We start from the raw sequence: 18,723 nt of genomic DNA, 5'->3' as shown, positions 1-18,723 counted from the left end.
CCCGGCCAATGGCCGGGCTGCTTGTTTATTGTTGATGGCGATTGCGCCTTGTAGCATAGGCTCTCGCTATCGGGATTACAGCAACCCCTGACCCAGACCCCGCAGCCGATCGCTGAGGGTGCCAGCCAGCAGCTGACGCTGCATCCCCTGCCCGGCGAGCGTCACCAGCAAGGCCCCCAAGGTTGGCAGGCCAAGCCAGATGGCCCAGTGGAACTGCCACTGTCCCTCGAACCACCACCACTGCAGGCCAAAGGAGCAGAGCTCCACCACCATGGCGGCGCAGAACCCCGCCAGCAGGCCACTGGCCACCAGCTCCCAGCGCAGCATCTTTTTCAGCAGGTCGCTGCTGGCACCCAAAGTGCGCATCAGCAACAGCTCACGCCGACGCTGAGCCATGCTGGCCTGGGTCTGGGTCAGTAGCACCAGCAATGCCGCCACCGTCACCAGCCCCAACATCAGGGCCAGCGCCCGGCTCACCTGCTCCGATACATGGGTCAGGCGTGCGATCAGGTCATCCACATCGATCAGGCTCACCGTGGGATGACGGCGAATAAGCTCCACCTCGGCGCTGCGCCCTTCAATCGGCAAACGATAGCTGCCCAACCAGGTGCTGGAGAAAGAGGCCAGCAGATCGGGTGAGAAGATCATGTAGAAGTTGGGACGCATATTGTCCCACTTGATGCTGCGCAGACTGGTGACCCTGGCACCGAAGCTGCGCCCCTCGATGGTAAAGGCGAGCATATCCCCGAGCTTGATATCGAGCCGCTTGGCCAACTCGCTATCCACCGACACCTCGCCGGTGCCGGCGAGCCATTTCCCGGCCACCAGCTCGTTATCCGCTGGCAGGGTGGCTGTGGTGGTGAAGTTGAGTTCCCTATCGACCCCTTCACGGCCACTACGGGCACCCTCGCCCACCGCCTCACCGGCGATATGGGTCAGCCGCCCGCGCACCATGGGATAGAAGTCCGAGGTAACGGCGCCAGCTCCTGCCAGTTCGCTCAGGATCCCCTCCCGCTCGCTCTCGGCCACATTGACCAGAAAGCGGTTTGGCGCATCGGCGGGCAGGCGGGCAGAAAACTCATCCAGCAGATCGACACGGGCAGCCCAGAGCAGACCAAACAGCATCAGCGCCAGCGCAAAACCCGCCAACTGAAACAGGCCACTGCTGCGCTCGCGCGACAGGTGGGCCAGCGCCAACCTAAGAGCGTGCGGCCCCTTCACTCTGGCCCCCAGCCGCAACATCAGCGCTGCCAGCAGGGCCAACAGCCCCATCAGCAATCCCATGCCACCGACCAGGCCCAGCGCCAGTTTCACATCAGCAGTGAACCCCCACACCAGCGCAAACAGCCCGAGCAAACCGACCGGCAAGGCAAGCCATGGAGGAATGCCCGCCTCCAGCTCCCGGCGCAATACCCGCAGCGGCGGCACCTTCAGCAGCCGCAAGAAGGGCACAAAAGCGAGCAGCAGGGTGATAAAGAGCGCCACTGCCACCCCAAGGGCAAAGGGTCGCCAAGAGGGGGGTGGCAGATCCGGCGGCAGCAAGTCCCCCAGTAGTTGCAAGGTGATCCACTGCATGGCGGTGCCCGCCACCAGCCCCAGCAACGCCCCAATCAGCGTCAACGACAGCAGCAACACACTCATCAGTTGCCAGAGCGAGCGACGGGATGCCCCCAGCGTCTTGAGCAGCGCCACCATATTGGTCTGGCGCTCGGCAAAGTGGCGCACTGCAATGCCCATCGCCAGCGCCCCCAGCAACACCCCGCTTAGCGAAGCAAGCCGGAAAAAACGTTCGGCATTGGCCAGCGATCGGCCCACCCGGGATTCATTGTCATCGGGTTTAATCCACTTCTGTCCGGCCTGCAACTGTGGCAGCAGCCACTGCTCGTAACGGGCCAGCGACTCTCGCGGCCCCTTGAACAGATAGCGCCACTGCTGGCGGCTGCCCGGCAACAGGGCGCCGGTCGCCTCGATATCGGCACTGTGGATCAGCGCCCGCGGCGCCAGCAGGAAGGGGCTGAAGCCCTGATCCGGCTCCTCGCCAAGCAGACCTGCCACCTTGAGCACCGTATTGCCCACCTCCAGCTCATCCCCCGTTTTGGCCTGCAGCAGCTGCATCACCCGGGCGGAGAGCCAGATCTCGCCGGGGGCCGGGGTGCGGGCCGGTTCCAGCACCAGCTTGCCGTAGAAGGGAAAACCGTCGGGCACAGCCCGAATGGAGGCGAGCTGCAGCGCATCGCCGTGAAACAGCATGCTGTTGAAGCTGACGGTGGTCTGCAGCGCCAAGCCATCCTGTTTCGCCCGGGCCAGCCAGCCATCCGGCATGGCGGCAGCGGTGCGCAGCACCCGATCCGCCCCGATAAAATCACGGCCCGACGCCTTGAGTCCGGCATCGAGCCGATCCGCCACCAGCGCCACACTCAAGACGCACGCCACGCTCAGGGCCAGCGCCAGCACAAACCAGCGCAGTTCACCGCTGAACCCTTCCCGGCGAAGCAGTCGCCATCCCAATCGCCACTGCATCATCCCTTCCATCTCCCGCCTGACCTGCTGCTAACCCCGTTACACCACACCATGGACCACCTCGCGATCCAGCCTGCCCGCCGTCATCACCACCTGCCGCTGGCAACGCTCGGCCAGCTGATGGTCATGGGTCACCACCACCAGGGTGGTGCCGTGCTTGCGATTGAGTTCAAACAGCAGCTCGATCACCTTCTCGCCGGTCTTGCTATCGAGGTTGCCGGTCGGCTCGTCCGCCAACAGCAGGCTGGGGCGGGTCATAAAGGCGCGGGCGATGGCCACCCGCTGCTGCTCACCGCCGGAGAGCCGTGGCGGCAGATGGTGCAACCGCTCGCCAAGCCCGACAGCCGCCAGCAGCTCGCGGGCTCTTGGCTCGCAATGGCGCTCACCGCGCAGCTCGGCGGGTAGCATCACATTCTCGAGCGCCGTCATGGTCGGAAGCAGCAGGAACGACTGGAACACAAAGCCGATCTGCTCGGCGCGCAATCGGGCCCGCCCCTCTTCATCCAGCTCGCCAAGGGATTTGCCGAGGATTTCGATATCCCCCTGACTCGGCAGATCGAGCCCGGCCAGCAGCCCCAGCAGGGTGGACTTGCCGGAGCCGGAGGCGCCGACCAGTGCCACCGTCTCGCCGCTATTGACTTGCAGATCGATCCCTTCAAGGATGGTGAGACTTTCCTGGCCGAGGCGAACCGATTTGCCGAGGCCCTTGACGACAATAATGGGGGTTGAACTCATGCGTTGTGTCCTTTGTTTCAATCCCTTGATGGCAATCCATAGCGGGAGTTGAATTGATGGTGCGTATTCTGTTTGCCTTGTTGGTTGGCCTTGGCAGCCTGCTCTCGTCAGTTCAGGCCCAGACCCTGCTGGTGCTGGGTGATAGCCTGAGCGCCGGGTATCAGATGCAGGTTGCGCAGAGCTGGCCCGCCCTGCTCAACCAGAAATGGCAAGATGAGGGGGGCAAACATACCCTGCTCAATGCCAGCATCAGCGGTGAAACGACCCAAGGGGCCCTGGCCCGCCTGCCCGCCCTGCTGAAGGAGCACAATCCCGACTGGCTGCTGATCGAACTGGGAGGCAACGACGGCCTACGCGGCTTCGCGCCGACCATTACTCGCCAGAATCTGGCCAGCATGATCGCGCTCGCCAAGGAGCAGCAGACCCGTGTGGTGTTGACCCAGATCCAGCTACCCCGCAACTACGGTGCCCGCTACCTGCGCCAGTTCGAGCAGATCTTCCCGGAACTGGCAGAGACTAACGATCTGCCGCTGCTGCCCTTCTTCATGGATGATATTGCGCTGCGCCCTGAACTTATGATGAACGATGGCATTCACCCCACCCCGGCGGCCCAGCCCCAGATCCGCGATAAAGTTGCCCGCTTTATGGAACCGCTACTCAGCCAATAAACCCGCCTCTCTGAGCCAATATCCCATAAACAAACATCCCGCCAAAACAGGATGTTTTGCCATGGACTGACCAGCAAATAACACCTCAGTTGCGCCCTAGCGCAGCCAATCAGTGATGCCAATCCGTCGCCAATATCCCATAAACAAACATCCCGCCGAAGCGGGATGTTTTGTTATTGATTGAGCATACCTGGCAGGCTGCTTCTCAGTTTTCCAGCACCTGACGCAGCCGCTCCTGCGCAACCCCCACCAGCAGGTCGGGCTGGAACTTGGAGATAAAGCGGTCGCAGCCCACCTTCTTGACCATGGCTTCGTTGAAGTTGCCACTCAGGGAGGTATTGAGGGTGATAAAGAGATCGGACATGCGCGGATCGCTGCGCACCTCGTGGGTCAGGCGGTAGCCATCCATCTCCGGCATCTCGGCATCGGTGATCATCAGCAAAATCTCGTCGGTCACCTTCTTGCCTGCATCACACCAGCCTTTAAGCAGGTTAAGCGCCTGCAAGCCATCCTGACATTCAATGATTTCAAGGCCCAGTTGCATCAAGGTTTCGCGCACCAGATTACGGGCTGTACTGGAGTCATCGACGATCAGCACCTTGCGACCATGCATCTCGGGCAGGATATCCCGATCCAGCACCTCTTCCGAGATACGGATGTCATAGGTGATGATCTCCGCCAGCACCTTCTCCACATCGATGATTTCGACGATCTGATCGACGCCGTCATCCGGAATACGCGTGATGGCGGTGAGGTAGTTGGCGCGCCCGGCAGAGCGCGGTGGCGGCAAAATATCCTTCCAGGTCATGTTGACGATGTTGGCAACCTGCCCCACCAGAAAACCCTGAATGGTACGGTTGTACTCGGTGATGATGAGGTTGGATTCAGTGTCGATGGGCATGGGGCGCATACCGATGGCACTGCGCAGATTGATCACCGGGATCGAGGTGCCACGGATGTTGGCCACACCGCTGATATTGTGGTGAGAACCGGGCATTCGGCTAAGGTGCGGCAGTTTGACCACTTCCCGCACTTTGAAGACGTTGATGGCAAAGATCTGGCGGGTGCCGAGACGGAACATCAACAACTCCAGGCGGTTTTCACCGACTAGCTGAGTTCGTTGATCAACTGAATCCAATATACTCGCCATATGCAACGTCCATCTGTTTATTAATCGACTCTATTATAGAGGCTGCCCGCCAGGAAAGGCAGGCGCATTTTCAACCAGAGCGACCAACCAGACAAAAAAAGTGAGGCCGAAGCCCCACTTATCTCATTGATTTCAAGATTAATAACTACATACAGATTTCCAGCTGCCGTCGGTTGCCTTGGGCTCACTGCTGGTCCACCAGTTGGCCTGCCACACCACCTTGTTATGGATAATGCGATCGCCGCCATTGGCATGATCACCCTGCGGCCAGGTCGGATAGGCCTTGTAAGATGCAGGATTAATGCTCTGGCTGCTGCAAGTGGTCCCCGGATTATCGCCACCACCGGAACCCAGCACCGCCTCGGGCAGAGTCGGGAACTCGGCCTTGAGACCAGCGGTCTGGTTGCCGCTGATGATGCGGATACCGCTCGGCACACCGGCAGCTGGCAGATAGTAGGTCAGCGCCACTTCCACATCAGATCCCGGTGTCCAGGCCTTCCAGGTCGGCAGGGTCAGCCCTACCTTGTGGAAATCCTTCTCGCCCGCAATGCCGTCGGAGTTCTGGTTGCCACCGCTCTCAACCACTTTCAGCCCCATGCCGCTCTGGTCGGTAATGGTATCGGAGGTAGAGGTAGGAACCAGGAACTCGATACGGGTACCGCCCGGAATGGTCTGGGTCGAGTTGTTGGTGAGCTTGAGGGTCGGGTTGATCGGGTAGTTGGAGTCCCCTTCCTTGAAGCCGGAGAGGCTCACTGCGATGTCGAGCTGGGCCGCCGGAGCTGCCAGATCGTTCTGCTTGGTGTTGTACTTGGTCGCCTTGGCGAACTTGTCGTAGGCGAGCGTGGTCAGGGTATCCCCCATCCCGTACTCGTTCTTGGCAGGATCGAAAGCGTAGTCGCCAGCCATCTCCCAGAACATCACACCACCCAGACCACGGTTGATGATGTAGTCGAGCTTGTGGCCCATTGACTCTTCATCTTCGGTAGATAGGAACACTTTCTTCTCTTCGTTCCACAACCAGGGCGCGTGGGCCTTGTCATCGTAGTAGCGGGCATACTTGCCCTGCATCACGTGGGCGGGGTTGTTGGGATCAAGACCCCAGGCGGTGCCGTAGCTCGGCAGTGTAGTGATGCCGAGGCTGGCCGCGTTCTCCAGGTTCTTGGCATGCCACATGGGCACGGCGCCACCGCCGATCTCTTTGCCGTTCTTGTCCAGATCATGCCAGATGTTGTCGATGCCGACCGCCCCGTTGCCGCACGGAATGGTGCTGCCACCGGTGCCGGGCTGGCAATCGCTCTGGCTCGGCAGGGCCGCCTTGCCACCCAGACCGTGGGTACCACCGCTGACCCCCTGCCAACCGCGGGTGTAATAGGGCACACCGACGTTGATCTTGCCGGCTGCCAGCGCACCACGGAAGTAGTGTGCCGACCAGGCCGCGTTGAGGTAACCGATGCCACCAAACTCTTTCTGGGTATAGACACCCCAGTTGGCCAACTCTCCATCAGCCTTGTTGTCAAACAAGGCTGCGTTGTGGCCGACAAAGTTGTTCCAGGCACCGTGGAAGTCATAGGTCATCAGGTTGACGTAATCGAGGTACTGGGTGACCTGGAAGTTCTCCATCCCGCGCAGCAAGTAGGCCGACGCCGGGGAGGCGATGGTCAACATGTACTTGCGACCATCCTCGCTGCCCGCTGCATCCAGCTTGTTACGCAAGGTCTGCATCATCACCTTGTAGTTGGCAAACAGCTTGGCGCGGCACTGGTTGGAGAGTGGGAAGTCGTTGGGGTTACCCGCATCCTTCATGGAAGTGGGGTATTCGTAGTCGATATCGACCCCGTCAAAACCGTACTGACGGATGAAACTAACTGCCGACGTGGCGAGGGCATTGATGCCGTCGGTATTGACCGAGCAATCGCCCTTGGTAGTAGCTGTGTAGAAACCGCGCGTATCGGCCCAGCCCCCTACCGAAATGAGGGTCTTCACGTCCGGATACTGCTTCTTGTACTTAGACAGCAGGTTGAAGTGGCCCTTGTAGGTGAATTCAGGATCCATCTCGGCACCCGGTACACCATCCCAGGTCATCTTGGTGGCAGCATCGTCCACCTTGACCTGGTGGCTCTGCTCATCCACCGCCGCGAAGGCATAGTTGATATGGGTGATCTTGTTCCACGGAATGTCGCTCACCAGATAGGCGGGCAGGCCATTCTTGCCGGTGCGCCAGGAGGTGAAATAGCCGATGACCCGGCGGGCGTGGTCATCCCCCATGCACTCGTAACCATCCGGACGGTAGATCTGACGGATATCGCAGGATAGGTTGCCACCGGAGGGCGGCAGCGCAGCCTCCTCGACATTGACGGTCACCGCGGCCGACTCGCCGCTCAGATTGGTCTTGTCGGTGGCAACCAGCTTGAGAGCGGCACTGCCTTTGGCATCCGGCGTCCAGTTCACCTGCCAGGGAGCGGCATTGTCTTCTCCTACCTTTTTGCCATCGACAAACAGCTCGACTTTGGCCACGTCGTTGTTGGCATCGGTGACATTGCCATTCACCGCCACACTGCGACCCAGCGTCACCTTGGCGCCATTTGCCGGACTGCTGATGCTCGCCTTGGGCGCCTCTGGCGCGACTACGGCGGTGACCTTGAAGCTGGAATCCGCTTCGCTCAACACTTTGCCATCTTTATCCAGTGCCCTAGCTTTCAGAGCATGGGCCCCCACTCCGGCAGCGCTCCAGCTGGCATTCCAGGGCGAGGCGCTCGCCGTAGCGACCTGCTTGCCGTCAACAAGATATTCCACCTTGACCAGCGCAGTCACCGGGCCGCTCAAGCTCACCGCCAGCGCCACACTGGCACCTTCATTGAAACTGGCACCGGCAGCCGGTGAGCTGACAGCTACGTCGAGTGCCGGGGGTGGCACCTCGCCGCCATAGAGCCTCCAGGCATCGGCCCAGACCGCACCAACGCCCGGTTCATAGTGATAGGGAGATGCCCCGCACCAGCCTGAATAGGGAAATTCTTTGCACTCGTAGAGAGCGCCGACGTTGCTGACGATATCGCCAGCCTTGTAGGCAGTACCGGATTTATAGGCGGGATAAGCGGCCTGAGCCCAGGCTGGCACAGCCGCAAGGGCAACCAGCATGGCAAGCCTGCTGGGTCTGAAGAGCTGTTGCATATTGTTATCTTCCTTGTTTTGTCTTGGCATTGGTCACCAAGGCAAAGAACAATCGCAACCTGCATGATGGGCGCAGACAACTGGCAATGGACTTGCCACAAAAACCACCCTCACCCAGGGAAACCCCGCTATCTGGATCCATGATCAAGACCGGAGGCATTGCGCCCCGACATCACTACCGGTTTGCCCTTTACCTGGGTTCCTTGAGGAACATGCCGAGTATAGGAATCAACCAGCAGAGTCTCAATCTTAATTCTCGAAAGAAAATATGTGAATTTCCAGCTAACCCTCCATGTTCAGCCAGCTAGGAATTAATATTTTTATCATTAATTTCATACTGTTAGCCAAGTCAAAAAAACCAAAATCACCCTCATTTGCATCCCCGTAATGTGCGTTGGCTCACTGGTACGACATGCCAGAAATGTGACAATGCGCGCCCTTGGTCAACGAGCCAAGGCTATGGAATCACTGGCAAAAATAAAAAAGGAACACCTATGAAAGGTACTCGTACCCTGCTGTCGCTGGCCGTGGGGCTGGCACTTGCATCCTCAGGCGCCCATGCGGCATTTGTCTGCCCGTCCGATCCGGCTCAACTCACCCCCATCCCGACCATTCAGGGCACAGGTGCTGGCAGCGCGCTGGCCACCCAGACCGTGACCGACAAGAACGGCAATGTGACCGGCAAAGTCAGCCTGGGCTCCTTCAACGTTCACGGCATAGTGACTGCGCTGGGCCAAACCTTGACCAAGGGTTTCTATCTGACCGACCCGGCAGGCGATGGCAATCCGGCGACCTCTGACGGCATCTTCGTCTACCTGAACGATAAGGACTTCGCGACCAAATATGCAGACATCAAGCCGGGGGCTGAACTCTGCCTCGAAGCCAAGGTCGAGGAGTATTACGGTGGCACCCAGCTCAAGCCCAACGTCGAATCCGGCAAAGCCCGTGTGCAAGTCACCACCCAGGGGCTGAATGTGCCGACCAGCGTACTGCAGGTCAATGAAGGGGAGACCCTGACACAGGCAATGAGCCGTTACGAAGGGATGCGGGTACGTCTCGACAGCAGCAGTGACCTGCACCTGACCCGCAACTACGGCTTCGACTACAAGGTCTATCGCAACAACGTAGAGCTGGCCCACAAAACCCCGCTGATCAAACCGACCCAGCTCCATGTCGCCAACAGTGCGGACGCCGTCGCACTGGCTACCAAAAATGGCAGCAACCGTCTGGTAGTGGAATCCGATAACAAAGCGCCGGATGGGGTGCTGCCGTGGTTCCCGAGCTGGGATGCCGATCAGGGCTACCTGCGCATTGGCGATCAGCTAAATGGACTGGAGGGGGTAATTGTATATAACAAAGATGCCTACCGTCTGGTGGTGCCGGGCGATGTCACCCTGACTGCCGGGGCCCTGCTGCGCAGCCCTGAAGAGGAGCGTCAAAATGCACCTGCGCGTCTCTCTGGCAGTGATCTGCGGATCGGCAGCTTCAACGTGCTCAACTACTTCACCAGTCACTCCAGCATCGGTGGCGCCCTCAATATCCTGTGCAAGGATCAGGCAGATGCCAACAACACCAAAGGTTGCAACCGGGGTGCCAAGAGCCAGCCTGAGTTCGAGAAGCAGCGCACCAAGATCGTCAATGCCATCACCGCAATGGATGCCGATCTGCTCGGCCTGATGGAGATGGAAAATAACGGCTTCGAGGATAACTCAGCCCTCCACAATCTGGTGACCCGCTTCAACGAACAGCAGAAGGATGCAAGCAAACACTACGCCTATGTTCGTCTGCCGGTGAGTGCCCTCACCGATGGCAAGTTCTTCGGCGGCGACGCCATCATGGTAGCGATGATCTACCGCCCAGCCCTGCTCACCCCCAGCGGGGATGCCAGCGTCATCAAGCTGCCGGAGCAGCGCTACACCACTGGCGGTGTGGCCAAGACAGCCGGTCAGCGCGACTCGCTGGTTCAGACTTTCACCGTCGCCAAGAGCAAGGAGCCGCTGACGCTGGTGGTCAACCACCTCAAATCCAAGGGGTCGGGCTGTTACGAAAATGGCGATGGCAAGACAGAACCGGCCGACCTGCAGGGCAAGTGCACCGAGTTCCGGGTCTCCGCCGCCAAGGTGCTGGGTGAAGCGGTCAGCAAACTGCCGGGCCAAGTGCTGCTGGTTGGCGACTTCAACTCCTACGCCAAGGAAGATCCGATCCGGGTGCTGACCGACTACAACCCGGCCACCAGCGAACGCAAGGTCGTATCGGCCTCCCACACCTTTATCGGTGACCAGGCCTATGAACAGCTCGGTCGCGAGGTGACCAAGAGCTACGGCCTGATCGACCTGAACGTCAAATTCAACAAGGAGAAGGCCATCTCCTACAGCTACGACGGGGAACTGGGCACCCTGGACTATGCTCTCGCCAACCCGGCGCTGGCCAGCAAGGTGGCAGGTGTGGCCGACTGGCACATCAACTCGTTCGAAAGCTCCCTGTTCGAGTACGGCAGCCAGTACACCGGCACACTGCTCAAGTCTGACAACCCCTTCAGCGCCTCCGACCATGATCCCATCATCGTCGACTTGAAATTGGAGAGCGATGCCAGCAAACCGGACTCCTCCTCAGGCGGTGGTGCGCTGGGACTCGGCCTGCTGGCCCTGCTGCCGCTGGCTTGGCGACGTCAGCGCCGTTAATTATTCTGCCCGCCGAGCGCGTGACCAAAGCCCACGAGTATCGTGGGCTTTTTCGTGCAGCTGATTTGGTTGATGCATACCGGCGGTCTTTATATGGGGATCTTGATAGGGCTACTCTGCAAAATGAAGCCTTGCCAAGGTGGTGCTGGTTTTTTTCACCATGGGTCGGTTAACCCGCTCAGTAAAGCCCCCCAATGACATCACCAGCAGAAGCACATAGGCTCCGTTTGGCGCGACTCTCACCTAGCCCCTCGACAATCTGTGTCATAACTCATTTTCACCGCCTCGATCAGCAGGCTCCACATCTCGCGTCCCTCCCGTGACAGCTGGTAAACATCTGGCAAATAGTTTTTTTGTAACGAAAATTTATCTGTTACAACAAGGTTAAGTGCGCTGCTCGGACCTTGATTGATAAAACCCAGCGTGAATGCCGGTTACAGCCACAAGAAAACGCTTTCATTGCCGCGATACGGGGGATGCAACGGATTGCAGGTGCAGCTATGAATATTTGCACTCGGTCATACTTTTGAAACATGACGGGAACTTTTCATTGATATTTCGCACCGCGAACGTACTCTTGGCTTGTCCGATAGCCAAGAATCGGAACCTCAAAAATAATTAGCGTGATGAACAGAACTGCCCTCAGCAGATGTGCCAAGACATCGCTAGCGCAGACGACATACCAAGAATTTTTTACCCTTCGGGGTTTTGATTGCAATGCCAATACCGAGCGGTAGGCCTGATGCCAACTGCCGGGACAAAAAGCTAAGTCCATAAAATCAGGAGCAATAAAAATGGAAAAAGTGATCTTCAAGCGCGCCGCTTTAAGTGCCGCTGTGGTAGCCGCGCTGGTCGCCCCCGGCATGGCATTGGCAGCTCAGGATATGATGAGCCCGAACTATGGCAAATCCTATGAGGCCTTTGCCGATGATGCCAAGCTGAGTGGTGGCCTGTTCTACTTCCAGCGTGACCGTCAGCGTATTGACGGTGACCCTACTGCCGCCAAGAAAGAAGGCAAGTACCAGTCCAACCTGAGCCATGCCACCGTTCAAGCTGCTCTTAACTTCAACTCCGGTTATGCCTGGGACACCGTAGGTCTGGATCTGGGCGGCTTCGGTGCCTATGACCTGGCTGTTACCGAAAATCACGCGGTAAACCAAGAGAACGAATTCTCCTTCGCTGGCCGCAACTGGGGCAACAACGCCAAAGATGGCTCCCCTGAAGGTGGCTTCAGCCTCTCCAACGCAGCGATGAAGCTGAAATTCCTAGACGGCGGCATTACTGCCAAGGGTGGTTATACCCAGCTGTATGTCCCTGGCCAAATCGGTGTTAACTGGTCCTATCAGCCGGGTACCTATCGTGGTGGTCAAGTCGAAGGCAACTTCGGCGGTCTCTACCTGACCTACGCCATCGCGGACGAGTACAAGGCGCCTTGGTACAAAGAGACTCAGGTATTCTCCCGTGCCAAAGCCTGGATGGATCCGTTTGCTGATGAAAACATCATCGACTACATCCACGGTATCGCAGCTCGTTACACTTTCGAGAATGGCACTGCTGTGACCGGCTCCTTCGGTCAGTCCGAAGGCTACATGGACAGCTACCACTTCAAACTGGCTCACAAGTTTGACGTAATGGGCGGCCTCTCTACCAGCTACCAGTTCTACGGCTCTGAAACCGAGACCTACACCAAGGGCACTTCCCAGATCGAAACTTATGACGGTCTGGCATGGCAGCAAGCGCTGACTGCAGCTTGGGGCATGGGCCCTTATGGCTTCCGTATGGAAGGCCTGTGGACCAAAGCTGAAGGTGCAGAAGGCAACTACCTGCCCCGTCTGACCCGTGGCTACGCCAACTCTCAGGGCGCCAACGAAATTTGGTGGGATTCCCGCTCCGACTGGAACGCCAACAACGAAAAAGCGCTGTTCTTCGGTGTGACCCGTGCGCTGGATGACCTGGTTGGTGCTCCTGGCTGGTCTGTCGGTGTTTCCGGTGCTTACGGCTGGGATATCGAAACAGGTCAGGGCAAGAAAGCGGCCAACGGTGAAGATACCGAATGGGCAGCTAACTTCGATGTCACTTATACCGTGCAAGATGGCAAGCTGAAAGGCACCCTGTTCAAACTGCACTACACCGACTACAACAACGACATTAGCCAGGGCGGCGGTTGGACCGATTACCCCAACATCTTCGCCTCCGAGCACGACGTCAAGTTCCACATCATCATGCCGCTTACCTTCATGTAATCAGGCAATACGATGTCAGCAAACCGGGCCACTTGGCCCGGTTTTCTTTTTTCCGGTTGGCAGGCTAACATGCGAGCCGGATAAGGGCTTTATCCACTCACCTGCCAGCAGTTACAAGGACGCCATCATGCCCCGTTTTGTTCTGATCACCGGTTGTTCCAGCGGTATTGGCCTCGCCGCCGCACAGGCGCTGGGCCAGCACGGTTTTACCGTGATCGCTTCGGCGCGCAAGGCGGAAGATGTGGCTCGCTTGCAGCAACAGGGATTGCTGGCAGTACAGCTGGATCTGGCGGATCCCGCTTCCATCGAGCTGGGCGCCAGTGCGGCGCTCCATCTGGCGGGTGGGTGCCTCTATGGCCTGTTCAACAACGGCGCTTATGGCCAGCCCGGGGCGCTGGAAGATCTGCCCACCGAGGCGCTCAAGGAGCAGTTCAATACCAATCTGTTTGGCTGGCACCATCTGATCCGCCAGGTGTTGCCGCCGATGCTGGAGGCCAAAGAGGGCCGGATAGTGCAGAACAGCTCGGTACTGGGGCTGGTTGCCATGAAGTATCGTGGCGCCTACAACGCCAGCAAGTTTGCACTGGAAGGATACAGCGACACCCTGCGCCTCGAACTAGCGGGCAGCGGGGTACATATCAGCCTGATTGAACCGGGCCCCATCGATACCCGTTTTCGTGCCAATGCCCGCAGCGCCTTCTTGCGCCACATCGATCCGGCCCAGAGCCGTCATCAGTCGGCCTACCGCCAGACCCTGACGCGGCTGGAAAAAGAGGGGGCCACCAGCGGCTTTACCCTCCCCAGCGAAGCCTGCATCCCGCCGCTGCTCCATGCACTGAGCCACGCCAATCCAAAGGCTCGCTATCCGGTGACCACCCCGACCAGGATTTTTGCACTGCTAAAACGGATCCTGCCCACTCGCTGGCTCGACAAACTACTGGCCAAATCGGCCTGATCCCGTGATTGGCGATAAGCATCCTGCCGCCCGGATTGGGTTAGCTGTATAGCGGCATTACCAACCTGGTTTTACCCTCTATTCAATAGTGCTCGCCATTGCTGTAGTAGGCGCTCTTGACCATGGGGATCACCTGCACCACCACATAGGTCTGATCCCCCAGCAGCTGTTTCAGATGGCGCGTGATAAGGCGCGCGGCAGCATCCTGCATCTCCTGCGGCCGCGCAAACCAGTGCAGCTCGACAAACGGAAAACCCGCCTCTGGCTCGCCGTTGCGGATCCAGCAGCTCTCCACCCGCTCCATAGTGACAAATTCCGGCTTGCCGCCGGTCAGCTCACAAAGATCGACCAGCAGCGGGCCGCTCAGCTGTTGCAGGGTATCGAGGGGAACGGCGCGAAAACGAAGATGGGGCATGGCAAACCTCTTGGTTATCTGAAATGAGGACTTATCATAGGAGTTATTGTCAGCAAGAGAAGTCACCCGGCGCATATTAAGGATCCCCATGAGATTTCATCGCACCCTCTTTGCCTTCCTGCTCTGCCTGCTGCTACCGCTGCACGCCTTTGCCGATCCCGCCTTCTATCGGGTGAGCAAGGGCAACCAGCAACACTGGCTGCTGGGCTCCATCCATGCGGGCAAGCCAGCCCTCTATCCTCTGCCCGAGCCGGTCGAGCGTGCCTGGCTGCAGAGTCGCGCACTGGTGATGGAGGTGGACATGAACAGCATCACGCCGGATCAGTGGCAACAGACTGGCTCCCTCACCCGACTGGTGGATGGCAAACCGCTCAAGGATCATCTGCCTGCCGAGCTCTATCAACGCACCCTGATGGCGGGCGCCCGCTATGGCATAGACGAGGCGACCCTCGCCACCCTGCGCCCCTGGTTTGCCGCCATTACCCTGACCCAGGCCGCCATGGCCCGCTCCGACTTCAACAGTGAGCTCGGGATAGACCAGCACTTTGCCACCCTGGCCGCCAAAGAGGGCAAACCGGTAGTGGGTTTTGAAACCCTGCTGGAGCAGCTCGGTTATCTGGCCAGCGTGGGTGACAACCAGACCCTGATGCTCGCCAGCACCCTGGATGAGCTACCGATGCTGGAGAGTGGTTTCGCCGCCGTAATGAAAGCGTGGCAGCAGGGGGATGAGGCGACGCTGATCAATCTGCTCAAGGAGGAGATGGCTCCCCCCGCGCTACAAAGCTGGATGGAGCAGACCCTGCTGGCCGAGCGCAACCATAACTGGCTGAAAAAATGGTCCACCCTGCCCAACGAGAGCTTTATCGTGGTAGGCGCCCTGCACCTTTACGGCGAACAGGGGTTGCTGGCGTTGCTGGCGCAGCAAGGGTGGCGCATTACCCCGCTCACCACACCGGGCCCTGTGCAGGCTCGGTAGCAAGGAGTCCAGTGAGAACGATCACAGATCGCACTGGTTATTAAACAACCTGCAAGGGAGTTGATCGGGATCATCCCGGACGGGGCAAAGAGGTATTTATCATGCCTGTCATCAACCGGGTGACAGGAGCAATAAAATGGACTTTTGGCTGGACCTGATGTTTGGCAACAGCGTGGGATTGATGTCGATGCTGGTGATTATCGGCACCTTCTTGCTCATCAGCTCTTACGCGGCCTACTTCATCTACAAGGTGATGCACTCGCAACCGCCTCATTCACAGCAACCCCATTCTCAACAGCCAAAAGAGGGAAAATAATCCTCTGACCACAGGCGGCAGCTCACACTGACCGCCTCTGTTGTTTTATGGTTCGCGACTGTGATTCCCGGGCCAAGCTGCACCAGTGTCCATGCTGGGTGCCCCTTATCCCCTCCCCCTTTCCCCGTTTTCTGTGCCGGTTGCGGCCGTTATAATGGCCCCCACTTTTTCTTATGGGGAGCCTGCCGTGTCTCATAACGACGAACTCTCGCTATTCATGAATGAAGTGGCCGACGTGCGGCCCATTCGCAGCGACAACATCCATCCCCATGCGGCCAAATCCGCCCCGACCGAGGCGCAACTCGCTCGCCGTCAGGCTGCCACCGCCGAGCAACTCGCCCTAGACCACCTCACCATGGAGGCCATCGAGATGCGCGATCCGCACGAAATCGTCGGCTTCAAACGCGATGGGGTGCAGGAGGGGGTCTACAAGAAGCTGCGGCTCGGCAAATACGAGCTGCAGGCCAGCCTGGACTTGCACCAGAAAACCCTCAATGAAGCACGCCAGACGCTGGTGCAGTTCATTGCGGATTGTGAGGTCCGAGATATCCGCTGCCTGCTGATCCTGCACGGCAAGGGGGAGCGCAGCACCCCGCGAGCCCTGCTGAAAAGCTATGTCAGCGCCTGGTTGCCGCAACTGCCCGCCGTCATGGCGATCCACAGCGCCGAGCGTCGCCACGGCGGCAACGGCGCCCTCTACGTGCTGCTGCGCAAAAGCGAACGTAAAAAAGCGGAAAACCGCGAACGGCACCAGAAGCGGCTCGGCTAATCCGCCGCTCGCTACCACGCCTTTGGCCCGCCTGCGTGAAGGTGGTCAACTAGGCGACGGCGGTGTTAGCATCGAACGGCCCCGATCATGCCAGGTACGGGGCGGCATACCATCAGGGACGATAACAAGGACAATCCCATGTCATATCAAAAGCTTGAACAACATCAGCAACAGATCCACCGCTTTAGCCACCTCGCCGCCATCTGCGGCTGGGATCAGGCGGCCATGATGCCGGAAGGGGGCAACAATGCTCGCGCCGAAGCGATGGCCGAACTCGGTCTGCTGATCCACCAGAAGCGCACCGCTCCCGAGCTCGGCGACTGGATTGCCAAGGCCGAGAGCGAGCCGCTCGATGAAGTGCAACGCGCCAACCTCGGCGAGATCAAGCGCCAGTGGCAAGATGCCAGCCTGCTGCCCGGTGAACTGGTCGAAGCGCTGTCGCTGGCTGGCAGCAAGTGCGAACACGCCTGGCGCAGACAGCGCAAGCAAAACGACTGGGCCGGTTTTGCCCCAAATCTCGAGGAGGTGGTGAAACTCTCCCGTGACGTGGCGCAGCTGCGGGCCGATGCGCTTGGCGTGCGCCCCTACGATGCCATGCTGGCGCTCTATGAGCCGGGCATGACCAGCGCACGGCTCGATCAGATCTTCGGCGATCTCGCCAGCTGGCTGCCGAACCTTATTCAGACGGTGAGCGAACAGCAAAAGGGCGATGCCCTGCTGCTGCCGCAAGGCCCCTTCCCCATCCCGACCCAACAGGCGCTCGGTCAGGAGGTAATGGGACTACTCGGCTTTGATTTCGCCCACGGTCGCCTCGATGTGAGCAGCCACCCCTTCTGTGGCGGCGTGCCGACCGATGTGCGGATCACCACCCGCTACAACGAGCAGGAGTTTGTCTCCAGCCTGATGGGCATAGTGCACGAGACCGGCCACGCCCGTTACGAGCAGGGGCTGCCGCGCCATCTGCTGGGTCAGCCGGTGGCCGAGGCGCGCTCCATGGCGATCCACGAGAGCCAGAGCCTGTTTTGCGAGATGCAGCTGGGCCATCATCCGGCCTTCCTCGAGCTGCTGGCGCCACGTATTCGTCACCACTTCGGCGGGCAGGCGGCGTTTGCGCCGGACAATCTGGCCAAGCTCTATAGCCGGGTCGAGCCGGGCTTTATCCGGGTCGATGCGGACGAGGTGACCTATCCGGCCCACGTCATCCTGCGCTACGAGCTGGAGCGCGATCTGGTGGAAGGGAAGATCGAGGTGGCCGACATCCCCGAGCTGTGGGATGCCAAGATGCAGCAGTGGCTGGGGCTCTCCACCAAGGGCAATTACCGCAATGGCTGCATGCAGGATATTCACTGGACCGACGGCTCGTTCGGCTACTTTCCGAGTTACACCCTGGGCGCCATGTATGCCGCCCAGCTGCGCTTTGCGCTCGAAAAAGAGCTGGGCAGCATGGGTGAGGTGATCGCGGCGGGCCGTCTGCCGGAGATCTTCGGCTGGCTCGGACGCAACATCTGGTCACAGGGGCGCCTGCACAGCACCGACGAGCTGGTGCGCCGCGCCACCGGTGAAGCGCTCAACCCGCACTGGCTGCGCCAGCATCTGGAACAGCGCTACCTGAAGTGATGAGAGCTGCAAGCTAACAGCAGAACGGGGCCATTTTTAGTTGACCACTACAGGGCCCCGTTTTTATTGCGGTTTGTTGCGCTGCCAACCCTTAGTACAAGGTCAACACCAACAGAACGCTGATATGTCAGCATTATCCATAAACGAAGCCCACCGTTGCCACAGCGGTTCCATTCCTGCACGTTGCCAAAGCTGCAATTACCGCTCGATAACGGTCAATTATCAAGCGACTTGCTGAATTGCAGGCAATAAAAAACCCCGCTCATCGAGCGGGGTTTCTTGTATTGGGTGCCTGGCAGTGTCCTACTCTCGCATGGCGAATGCCACACTACCATCGGCGCTACCGCGTTTCACTTCTGAGTTCGGCATGGGATCAGGTGGTTCCACGGCGCTATGGCCGCCAGGCAAATTCTTAATCTAGAAAGCTGACGTGAATAACGATGTTGCTCATGGCTTCATCACTATCACTGAATTAGTTAGTAGTTCACTTGGTATCTGTTACAAGTCTCA

13 protein-coding genes, 1 rRNA gene and 1 riboswitch are annotated in these 18,723 nt (G+C 59.1%); of the genes, 8 read left to right on the top strand and 6 right to left on the bottom strand.

What is annotated here, in order from left to right; all coding sequences use genetic code 11:
- Positions 1 to 75: 75 nt before the first annotated feature.
- Entirely contained in the window at positions 76 to 2,523 is a 2,448-nt protein-coding gene (locus BN1135_RS15685) for an ABC transporter permease (protein ID WP_042022753.1), read from the bottom strand.
- Between the two features lie 36 nt (positions 2,524 to 2,559).
- Positions 2,560 to 3,255, bottom strand: a complete 696-nt coding sequence (locus tag BN1135_RS15680; protein WP_042022750.1) for an ABC transporter ATP-binding protein — start codon at positions 3,253 to 3,255, stop codon at positions 2,560 to 2,562.
- 56 nt (positions 3,256 to 3,311) lie between these two features.
- Between BN1135_RS15680 and BN1135_RS15675 the strand changes: the two genes are divergently transcribed.
- Entirely contained in the window at positions 3,312 to 3,923 is a 612-nt protein-coding gene (locus BN1135_RS15675) for an arylesterase (protein WP_042022748.1), read from the top strand.
- Between the two features lie 205 nt (positions 3,924 to 4,128).
- On the opposite strand, the gene BN1135_RS15670 is transcribed toward BN1135_RS15675, so the two are convergent.
- Complete coding sequence (locus BN1135_RS15670; RefSeq protein WP_042022746.1) at positions 4,129 to 5,073, bottom strand: chemotaxis protein CheV; 945 nt, start codon at positions 5,071 to 5,073, stop codon at positions 4,129 to 4,131.
- A gap of 138 nt (positions 5,074 to 5,211) precedes the next feature.
- The gene (locus BN1135_RS15665; RefSeq protein ID WP_139245213.1) at positions 5,212 to 8,208 is read right to left on the bottom strand and encodes a glycosyl hydrolase family 18 protein; all 2,997 of its coding nucleotides are present in this window, start codon (positions 8,206 to 8,208) and stop codon (positions 5,212 to 5,214) included.
- Positions 8,209 to 8,356: 148 nt separating this feature from the next.
- A riboswitch (cyclic di-GMP riboswitch) is annotated at positions 8,357 to 8,439 on the bottom strand.
- 296 nt (positions 8,440 to 8,735) lie between these two features.
- Here BN1135_RS15665 and BN1135_RS15660 point away from each other — a divergent pair.
- The 3 genes from BN1135_RS15660 to BN1135_RS15650 all read left to right on the top strand — a co-directional run bounded on the left by BN1135_RS15660 (position 8,736) and on the right by BN1135_RS15650 (position 14,120).
- Positions 8,736 to 10,922 (top strand): ExeM/NucH family extracellular endonuclease, encoded by a 2,187-nt coding sequence (locus BN1135_RS15660; RefSeq protein WP_042022743.1) that lies wholly within the window; start codon positions 8,736 to 8,738, stop codon positions 10,920 to 10,922.
- A 794-nt stretch (positions 10,923 to 11,716) separates the two neighbouring features.
- Entirely contained in the window at positions 11,717 to 13,165 is a 1,449-nt protein-coding gene (locus BN1135_RS15655; protein WP_042022740.1) for an OprD family outer membrane porin, read from the top strand.
- Positions 13,166 to 13,292: 127 nt separating this feature from the next.
- Complete coding sequence (locus BN1135_RS15650) at positions 13,293 to 14,120, top strand: SDR family oxidoreductase (RefSeq protein ID WP_042022738.1); 828 nt, start codon at positions 13,293 to 13,295, stop codon at positions 14,118 to 14,120.
- An 82-nt stretch (positions 14,121 to 14,202) separates the two neighbouring features.
- Here the strand turns inward: BN1135_RS15650 and BN1135_RS15645 are convergent, their stop codons facing one another.
- Positions 14,203 to 14,535 carry a DUF1904 family protein gene (locus BN1135_RS15645; RefSeq protein WP_042022736.1) on the bottom strand — a complete coding sequence of 111 codons (333 nt, stop codon included), beginning with the start codon at positions 14,533 to 14,535 and terminating at the stop codon, positions 14,203 to 14,205.
- An 88-nt stretch (positions 14,536 to 14,623) separates the two neighbouring features.
- Here BN1135_RS15645 and BN1135_RS15640 point away from each other — a divergent pair, with 88 nt between their 5' ends.
- The 4 genes from BN1135_RS15640 (at position 14,624) to BN1135_RS15625 (ending at position 18,213) form a co-directional block, all read left to right on the top strand.
- On the top strand, positions 14,624 to 15,511 hold the full coding sequence (locus tag BN1135_RS15640; protein ID WP_042022733.1) for a TraB/GumN family protein: 888 nt from the start codon (positions 14,624 to 14,626) through the stop codon (positions 15,509 to 15,511).
- Positions 15,512 to 15,647: 136 nt separating this feature from the next.
- Complete coding sequence (locus BN1135_RS15635; protein WP_005338733.1) at positions 15,648 to 15,827, top strand: DUF3149 domain-containing protein; 180 nt, start codon at positions 15,648 to 15,650, stop codon at positions 15,825 to 15,827.
- 187 nt (positions 15,828 to 16,014) lie between these two features.
- Positions 16,015 to 16,596: a DNA endonuclease SmrA gene (gene smrA, locus BN1135_RS15630; protein ID WP_042022730.1), complete on the top strand. Its 582-nt coding sequence runs from the start codon at positions 16,015 to 16,017 to the stop codon at positions 16,594 to 16,596.
- Positions 16,597 to 16,734: 138 nt separating this feature from the next.
- Positions 16,735 to 18,213, top strand: coding sequence for a carboxypeptidase M32 (locus BN1135_RS15625; RefSeq protein WP_042022728.1), 1,479 nt, complete (start codon positions 16,735 to 16,737; stop codon positions 18,211 to 18,213).
- A gap of 290 nt (positions 18,214 to 18,503) precedes the next feature.
- Here the strand turns inward: BN1135_RS15625 and rrf are convergent.
- Positions 18,504 to 18,618 (bottom strand): 5S ribosomal RNA (gene rrf / locus BN1135_RS15620).
- Between the last annotated feature and the right edge of the window lie 105 nt (positions 18,619 to 18,723).

It is taken from the genome of Aeromonas sobria (assembly GCF_000820145.1).
Classification (GTDB): domain Bacteria; phylum Pseudomonadota; class Gammaproteobacteria; order Enterobacterales; family Aeromonadaceae; genus Aeromonas; species Aeromonas sobria.
This window is presented reverse-complemented; position numbering and strand designations above follow the sequence as displayed.

Bases quoted from the DNA above. Each gene is read 5' to 3' on its own strand.
- BN1135_RS15645 (WP_042022736.1), bottom strand. From the start codon at position 14,535: ATGCCCCATCTTCGTTTTCGCGCCGTTCCCCTCGATACCCTGCAACAG.
- BN1135_RS15640 (WP_042022733.1), top strand. From the start codon at position 14,624: ATGAGATTTCATCGCACCCTCTTTGCCTTCCTGCTCTGCCTGCTGCTA.
- BN1135_RS15685 (WP_042022753.1), bottom strand. From the start codon at position 2,523: ATGATGCAGTGGCGATTGGGATGGCGACTGCTTCGCCGGGAAGGGTTC.
- BN1135_RS15625 (WP_042022728.1), top strand. From the start codon at position 16,735: ATGTCATATCAAAAGCTTGAACAACATCAGCAACAGATCCACCGCTTT.
- BN1135_RS15675 (WP_042022748.1), top strand. From the start codon at position 3,312: ATGGTGCGTATTCTGTTTGCCTTGTTGGTTGGCCTTGGCAGCCTGCTC.
- BN1135_RS15650 (WP_042022738.1), top strand. From the start codon at position 13,293: ATGCCCCGTTTTGTTCTGATCACCGGTTGTTCCAGCGGTATTGGCCTC.
- BN1135_RS15635 (WP_005338733.1), top strand. From the start codon at position 15,648: ATGGACTTTTGGCTGGACCTGATGTTTGGCAACAGCGTGGGATTGATG.
- BN1135_RS15660 (WP_042022743.1), top strand. From the start codon at position 8,736: ATGAAAGGTACTCGTACCCTGCTGTCGCTGGCCGTGGGGCTGGCACTT.
- BN1135_RS15665 (WP_139245213.1), bottom strand. From the start codon at position 8,208: ATGCTGGTTGCCCTTGCGGCTGTGCCAGCCTGGGCTCAGGCCGCTTAT.
- BN1135_RS15655 (WP_042022740.1), top strand. From the start codon at position 11,717: ATGGAAAAAGTGATCTTCAAGCGCGCCGCTTTAAGTGCCGCTGTGGTA.
- BN1135_RS15680 (WP_042022750.1), bottom strand. From the start codon at position 3,255: ATGAGTTCAACCCCCATTATTGTCGTCAAGGGCCTCGGCAAATCGGTT.
- BN1135_RS15670 (WP_042022746.1), bottom strand. From the start codon at position 5,073: ATGGCGAGTATATTGGATTCAGTTGATCAACGAACTCAGCTAGTCGGT.